Annotated in this window: 2 tRNA genes and 3 rRNA genes; all 5 read left to right on the top strand. The window is 51.3% G+C overall.

Features of this window, described 5'->3' with window-relative positions:
- Positions 1–285 precede the first annotated feature (285 nt).
- The 5 genes from GJV18_RS18465 (at position 286) to rrf (ending at position 5,451) form a co-directional block, all read left to right on the top strand.
- Positions 286–1,822: ribosomal RNA gene (locus GJV18_RS18465) — 16S ribosomal RNA — on the top strand.
- A 65-nt stretch (positions 1,823–1,887) separates the two neighbouring features.
- Positions 1,888–1,964, top strand: a tRNA-Ile gene (locus tag GJV18_RS18460).
- Between the two features lie 31 nt (positions 1,965–1,995).
- Positions 1,996–2,071: transfer RNA gene (locus tag GJV18_RS18455), tRNA-Ala, on the top strand.
- A 244-nt stretch (positions 2,072–2,315) separates the two neighbouring features.
- Positions 2,316–5,206 (top strand): 23S ribosomal RNA (locus tag GJV18_RS18450).
- A gap of 129 nt (positions 5,207–5,335) precedes the next feature.
- Positions 5,336–5,451: ribosomal RNA gene (rrf, locus tag GJV18_RS18445) — 5S ribosomal RNA — on the top strand.
- Together the 16S, 23S and 5S rRNA genes with 2 tRNA genes alongside form the textbook arrangement of a ribosomal RNA operon.
- The last annotated feature ends 44 nt before the right edge of the window (positions 5,452–5,495 follow it).

Raw genomic sequence — 5,495 nt, 5'->3', positions numbered from 1 at the left:
GGTTGAGTAGAAAGGCTTTTCTGAAAAGAATTTTGAAAAACAGCTTGACGGAAAGATGGGGTGCTGTAGAATGCGCGCCTCGGTTGAGACGAAAGACTTAACCAACTGTTCTTTAACAACTGAATCAAGCAATTCGTGTGGGTGCTTGTGAGGTAAGACTGTTAGTCGCAAGATTATCAGCATCACAAAGCAACACTCGTTAATTCGAGAGTTACCTTTCATTAATTTGAAAGTTTGCGATTGCTGAGCCAAGTTTAGGGTTTTCTCAAAACCCAATGCAGTATTGAACTGAAGAGTTTGATCATGGCTCAGATTGAACGCTGGCGGCAGGCCTAACACATGCAAGTCGAGCGGTAGAGAGAAGCTTGCTTCTCTTGAGAGCGGCGGACGGGTGAGTAATGCCTAGGAATCTGCCTAGTGGTGGGGGATAACGTTCGGAAACGGACGCTAATACCGCATACGTCCTACGGGAGAAAGCGGGGGACCTTCGGGCCTCGCGCCATTAGATGAGCCTAGGTCGGATTAGCTAGTTGGTGAGGTAATGGCTCACCAAGGCGACGATCCGTAACTGGTCTGAGAGGATGATCAGTCACACTGGAACTGAGACACGGTCCAGACTCCTACGGGAGGCAGCAGTGGGGAATATTGGACAATGGGCGAAAGCCTGATCCAGCCATGCCGCGTGTGTGAAGAAGGTCTTCGGATTGTAAAGCACTTTAAGTTGGGAGGAAGGGCATTAACCTAATACGTTAGTGTTTTGACGTTACCGACAGAATAAGCACCGGCTAACTTCGTGCCAGCAGCCGCGGTAATACGAAGGGTGCAAGCGTTAATCGGAATTACTGGGCGTAAAGCGCGCGTAGGTGGTTCGTTAAGTTGGATGTGAAAGCCCCGGGCTCAACCTGGGAACTGCATCCAAAACTGGCGAGCTAGAGTACGGTAGAGGGTGGTGGAATTTCCTGTGTAGCGGTGAAATGCGTAGATATAGGAAGGAACACCAGTGGCGAAGGCGACCACCTGGACTGATACTGACACTGAGGTGCGAAAGCGTGGGGAGCAAACAGGATTAGATACCCTGGTAGTCCACGCCGTAAACGATGTCAACTAGCCGTTGGAATCCTTGAGATTTTAGTGGCGCAGCTAACGCATTAAGTTGACCGCCTGGGGAGTACGGCCGCAAGGTTAAAACTCAAATGAATTGACGGGGGCCCGCACAAGCGGTGGAGCATGTGGTTTAATTCGAAGCAACGCGAAGAACCTTACCTGGCCTTGACATGCTGAGAACTTTCCAGAGATGGATTGGTGCCTTCGGGAACTCAGACACAGGTGCTGCATGGCTGTCGTCAGCTCGTGTCGTGAGATGTTGGGTTAAGTCCCGTAACGAGCGCAACCCTTGTCCTTAGTTACCAGCGGGTTATGCCGGGAACTCTAAGGAGACTGCCGGTGACAAACCGGAGGAAGGTGGGGATGACGTCAAGTCATCATGGCCCTTACGGCCAGGGCTACACACGTGCTACAATGGTCGGTACAAAGGGTTGCCAAGCCGCGAGGTGGAGCTAATCCCATAAAACCGATCGTAGTCCGGATCGCAGTCTGCAACTCGACTGCGTGAAGTCGGAATCGCTAGTAATCGTGAATCAGAATGTCACGGTGAATACGTTCCCGGGCCTTGTACACACCGCCCGTCACACCATGGGAGTGGGTTGCTCCAGAAGTAGCTAGTCTAACCGCAAGGGGGACGGTTACCACGGAGTGATTCATGACTGGGGTGAAGTCGTAACAAGGTAGCCGTAGGGGAACCTGCGGCTGGATCACCTCCTTAATCGAAGACTTCAGCTTCTTCATAAGTTCCCACACGAATTGCTTGATTCATTGCGAAAGACGATTGGGTCTGTAGCTCAGTTGGTTAGAGCGCACCCCTGATAAGGGTGAGGTCGGCAGTTCGAATCTGCCCAGACCCACCAATTGTTGTGGGTGTAGGCCTTAGAAGTACCTGGGGCCATAGCTCAGCTGGGAGAGCGCCTGCCTTGCACGCAGGAGGTCAGCGGTTCGATCCCGCTTGGCTCCACCACTTACAGTCTTGTGAGAGTTCAGAAATGAACGTTCCTACAATGTGTAGATGAATGTTGATTTCTGGTCTTTGACCAGTAACAAATCGTTCTTTAAAAATTTGGGTATGTGATAGAAGTGACTGATTAATTACTTTCACTGGTAATTGATCTGGTCAAGGTAAAATTTGTAGTTCTCAATTGCAAATTTTCGGCGAATGTCGTCTTCACGTTATTAGACAGTAACCAGATTGCTTGGGGTTATATGGTCAAGTGAAGAAGCGCATACGGTGGATGCCTTGGCAGTCAGAGGCGATGAAAGACGTGATAGCCTGCGAAAAGCTTCGGGGAGGTGGCAAATAACCTTTGATCCGGAGATCTCTGAATGGGGGAACCCAGCCAGCATAAGCTGGTTATCACACACTGAATACATAGGTGTGTGAGGCGAACCAGGGGAACTGAAACATCTAAGTACCCTGAGGAAAAGAAATCAACCGAGATTCCCTTAGTAGTGGCGAGCGAACGGGGACTAGCCCTTAAGTTGATTTGAGAGTAGCGGAACGCTCTGGAAAGTGCGGCCATAGTGGGTGATAGCCCTGTACGCGAAACTCTCTTATCAATGAAATCGAGTAGGACGGAGCACGAGAAACTTTGTCTGAATATGGGGGGACCATCCTCCAAGGCTAAATACTACTGACTGACCGATAGTGAACCAGTACCGTGAGGGAAAGGCGAAAAGAACCCCGGAGAGGGGAGTGAAATAGATCCTGAAACCGTATGCGTACAAGCAGTGGGAGCCCACTTTGTTGGGTGACTGCGTACCTTTTGTATAATGGGTCAGCGACTTATATTCAGTGGCAAGCTTAACCGAATAGGGGAGGCGTAGCGAAAGCGAGTCTTAATAGGGCGTTTAGTCGCTGGGTATAGACCCGAAACCGGGCGATCTATCCATGGGCAGGTTGAAGGTTAGGTAACACTGACTGGAGGACCGAACCGACTACCGTTGAAAAGTTAGCGGATGACCTGTGGATCGGAGTGAAAGGCTAATCAAGCTCGGAGATAGCTGGTTCTCCTCGAAAGCTATTTAGGTAGCGCCTCGTGTATCACTGCTGGGGGTAGAGCACTGTTTCGGCTAGGGGGTCATCCCGACTTACCAAACCGATGCAAACTCCGAATACCAGCAAGTGTCAGCACGGGAGACACACGGCGGGTGCTAACGTCCGTCGTGAAAAGGGAAACAACCCAGACCGTCAGCTAAGGTCCCAAAGTTATGGTTAAGTGGGAAACGATGTGGGAAGGCTTAGACAGCTAGGAGGTTGGCTTAGAAGCAGCCACCCTTTAAAGAAAGCGTAATAGCTCACTAGTCGAGTCGGCCTGCGCGGAAGATGTAACGGGGCTCAAACCATACACCGAAGCTACGGGTTCAACGTAAGTTGAGCGGTAGAGGAGCGTTCTGTAAGCCTGTGAAGGTGAGTTGAGAAGCTTGCTGGAGGTATCAGAAGTGCGAATGCTGACATGAGTAACGACAATGCGAGTGAAAAACTCGCACGCCGAAAGACCAAGGTTTCCTGCGCAACGTTAATCGACGCAGGGTTAGTCGGCCCCTAAGGCGAGGCAGAAATGCGTAGTCGATGGGAAACGGGTTAATATTCCCGTACTTCTAGTTACTGCGATGGAGGGACGGAGAAGGCTAGGCCAGCACGGCGTTGGTTGTCCGTGTTTAAGGTTGTAGGCTGAGATCTTAGGTAAATCCGGGATCTTAAGGCCGAGAACTGATGACGAGCACTCTTTTAGAGAGCGAAGTGGTTGATGCCATGCTTCCAGGAAAAGCTTCTAAGCTTCAGGTAACTAGGAACCGTACCCCAAACCGACACAGGTGGTTAGGTAGAGAATACCAAGGCGCTTGAGAGAACTCGGGTGAAGGAACTAGGCAAAATGGCACCGTAACTTCGGGAGAAGGTGCGCCGGTGAGGGTGAAGTATTTACTACGTAAGCCCATGCCGGTCGAAGATACCAGGCCGCTGCGACTGTTTATTAAAAACACAGCACTCTGCAAACACGAAAGTGGACGTATAGGGTGTGACGCCTGCCCGGTGCCGGAAGGTTAATTGATGGGGTTAGCGAAAGCGAAGCTCTTGATCGAAGCCCCGGTAAACGGCGGCCGTAACTATAACGGTCCTAAGGTAGCGAAATTCCTTGTCGGGTAAGTTCCGACCTGCACGAATGGCGTAACGATGGCGGCGCTGTCTCCACCCGAGACTCAGTGAAATTGAAATCGCTGTGAAGATGCAGTGTATCCGCGGCTAGACGGAAAGACCCCGTGAACCTTTACTATAGCTTTGCACTGGACTTTGAGTTTACTTGTGTAGGATAGGTGGGAGGCTTTGAAGCGTGGACGCCAGTTCGCGTGGAGCCATCCTTGAAATACCACCCTGGTAACCTTGAGGTTCTAACTCTGGTCCGTTATCCGGATCGAGGACAGTGTATGGTGGGTAGTTTGACTGGGGCGGTCTCCTCCTAAAGAGTAACGGAGGAGTACGAAGGTGCGCTCAGACCGGTCGGAAATCGGTCGTAGAGTATAAAGGCAAAAGCGCGCTTGACTGCGAGACAGACACGTCGAGCAGGTACGAAAGTAGGTCTTAGTGATCCGGTGGTTCTGTATGGAAGGGCCATCGCTCAACGGATAAAAGGTACTCCGGGGATAACAGGCTGATACCGCCCAAGAGTTCATATCGACGGCGGTGTTTGGCACCTCGATGTCGGCTCATCACATCCTGGGGCTGAAGCCGGTCCCAAGGGTATGGCTGTTCGCCATTTAAAGTGGTACGCGAGCTGGGTTTAGAACGTCGTGAGACAGTTCGGTCCCTATCTGCCGTGGACGTTTGAGATTTGAGAGGGGCTGCTCCTAGTACGAGAGGACCGGAGTGGACGAACCTCTGGTGTTCCGGTTGTCACGCCAGTGGCATTGCCGGGTAGCTATGTTCGGAAAAGATAACCGCTGAAAGCATCTAAGCGGGAAACTTGCCTCAAGATGAGATCTCACTGGAGCCTTGAGCTCCCTGAAGGGCCGTCGAAGACTACGACGTTGATAGGCAGGGTGTGTAAGCGTTGTGAGGCGTTGAGCTAACCTGTACTAATTGCCCGTGAGGCTTGACCATATAACACCCAAACAATTTGATGTTTGCGTGTCTACATGAAGACTGCAACAGCCGAAAATTTGCAAAACTACAAAGCAATCACATACCCAATTCGGGATGGCGCCTAACCGCGACATCCCAGCTGAATCGCTTGACGACCATAGAGCATTGGAACCACCTGATCCCATCCCGAACTCAGTAGTGAAACGATGCATCGCCGATGGTAGTGTGGGGTCTCCCCATGTGAGAGTAGGTCATCGTCAAGCACCTACACCAAAACCCCCGATCGTGAAAACGGTCGGGGGTTTTA

The sequence above is a fragment of the Pseudomonas xionganensis genome (genome assembly GCF_009763245.1).
In the GTDB taxonomy this organism is placed as follows: Bacteria; Pseudomonadota; Gammaproteobacteria; order Pseudomonadales; family Pseudomonadaceae; genus Aquipseudomonas; species Aquipseudomonas xionganensis.
Note: the sequence above shows the minus strand (reverse complement) of the source record. Positions and strands in the feature narration are given on the sequence as shown.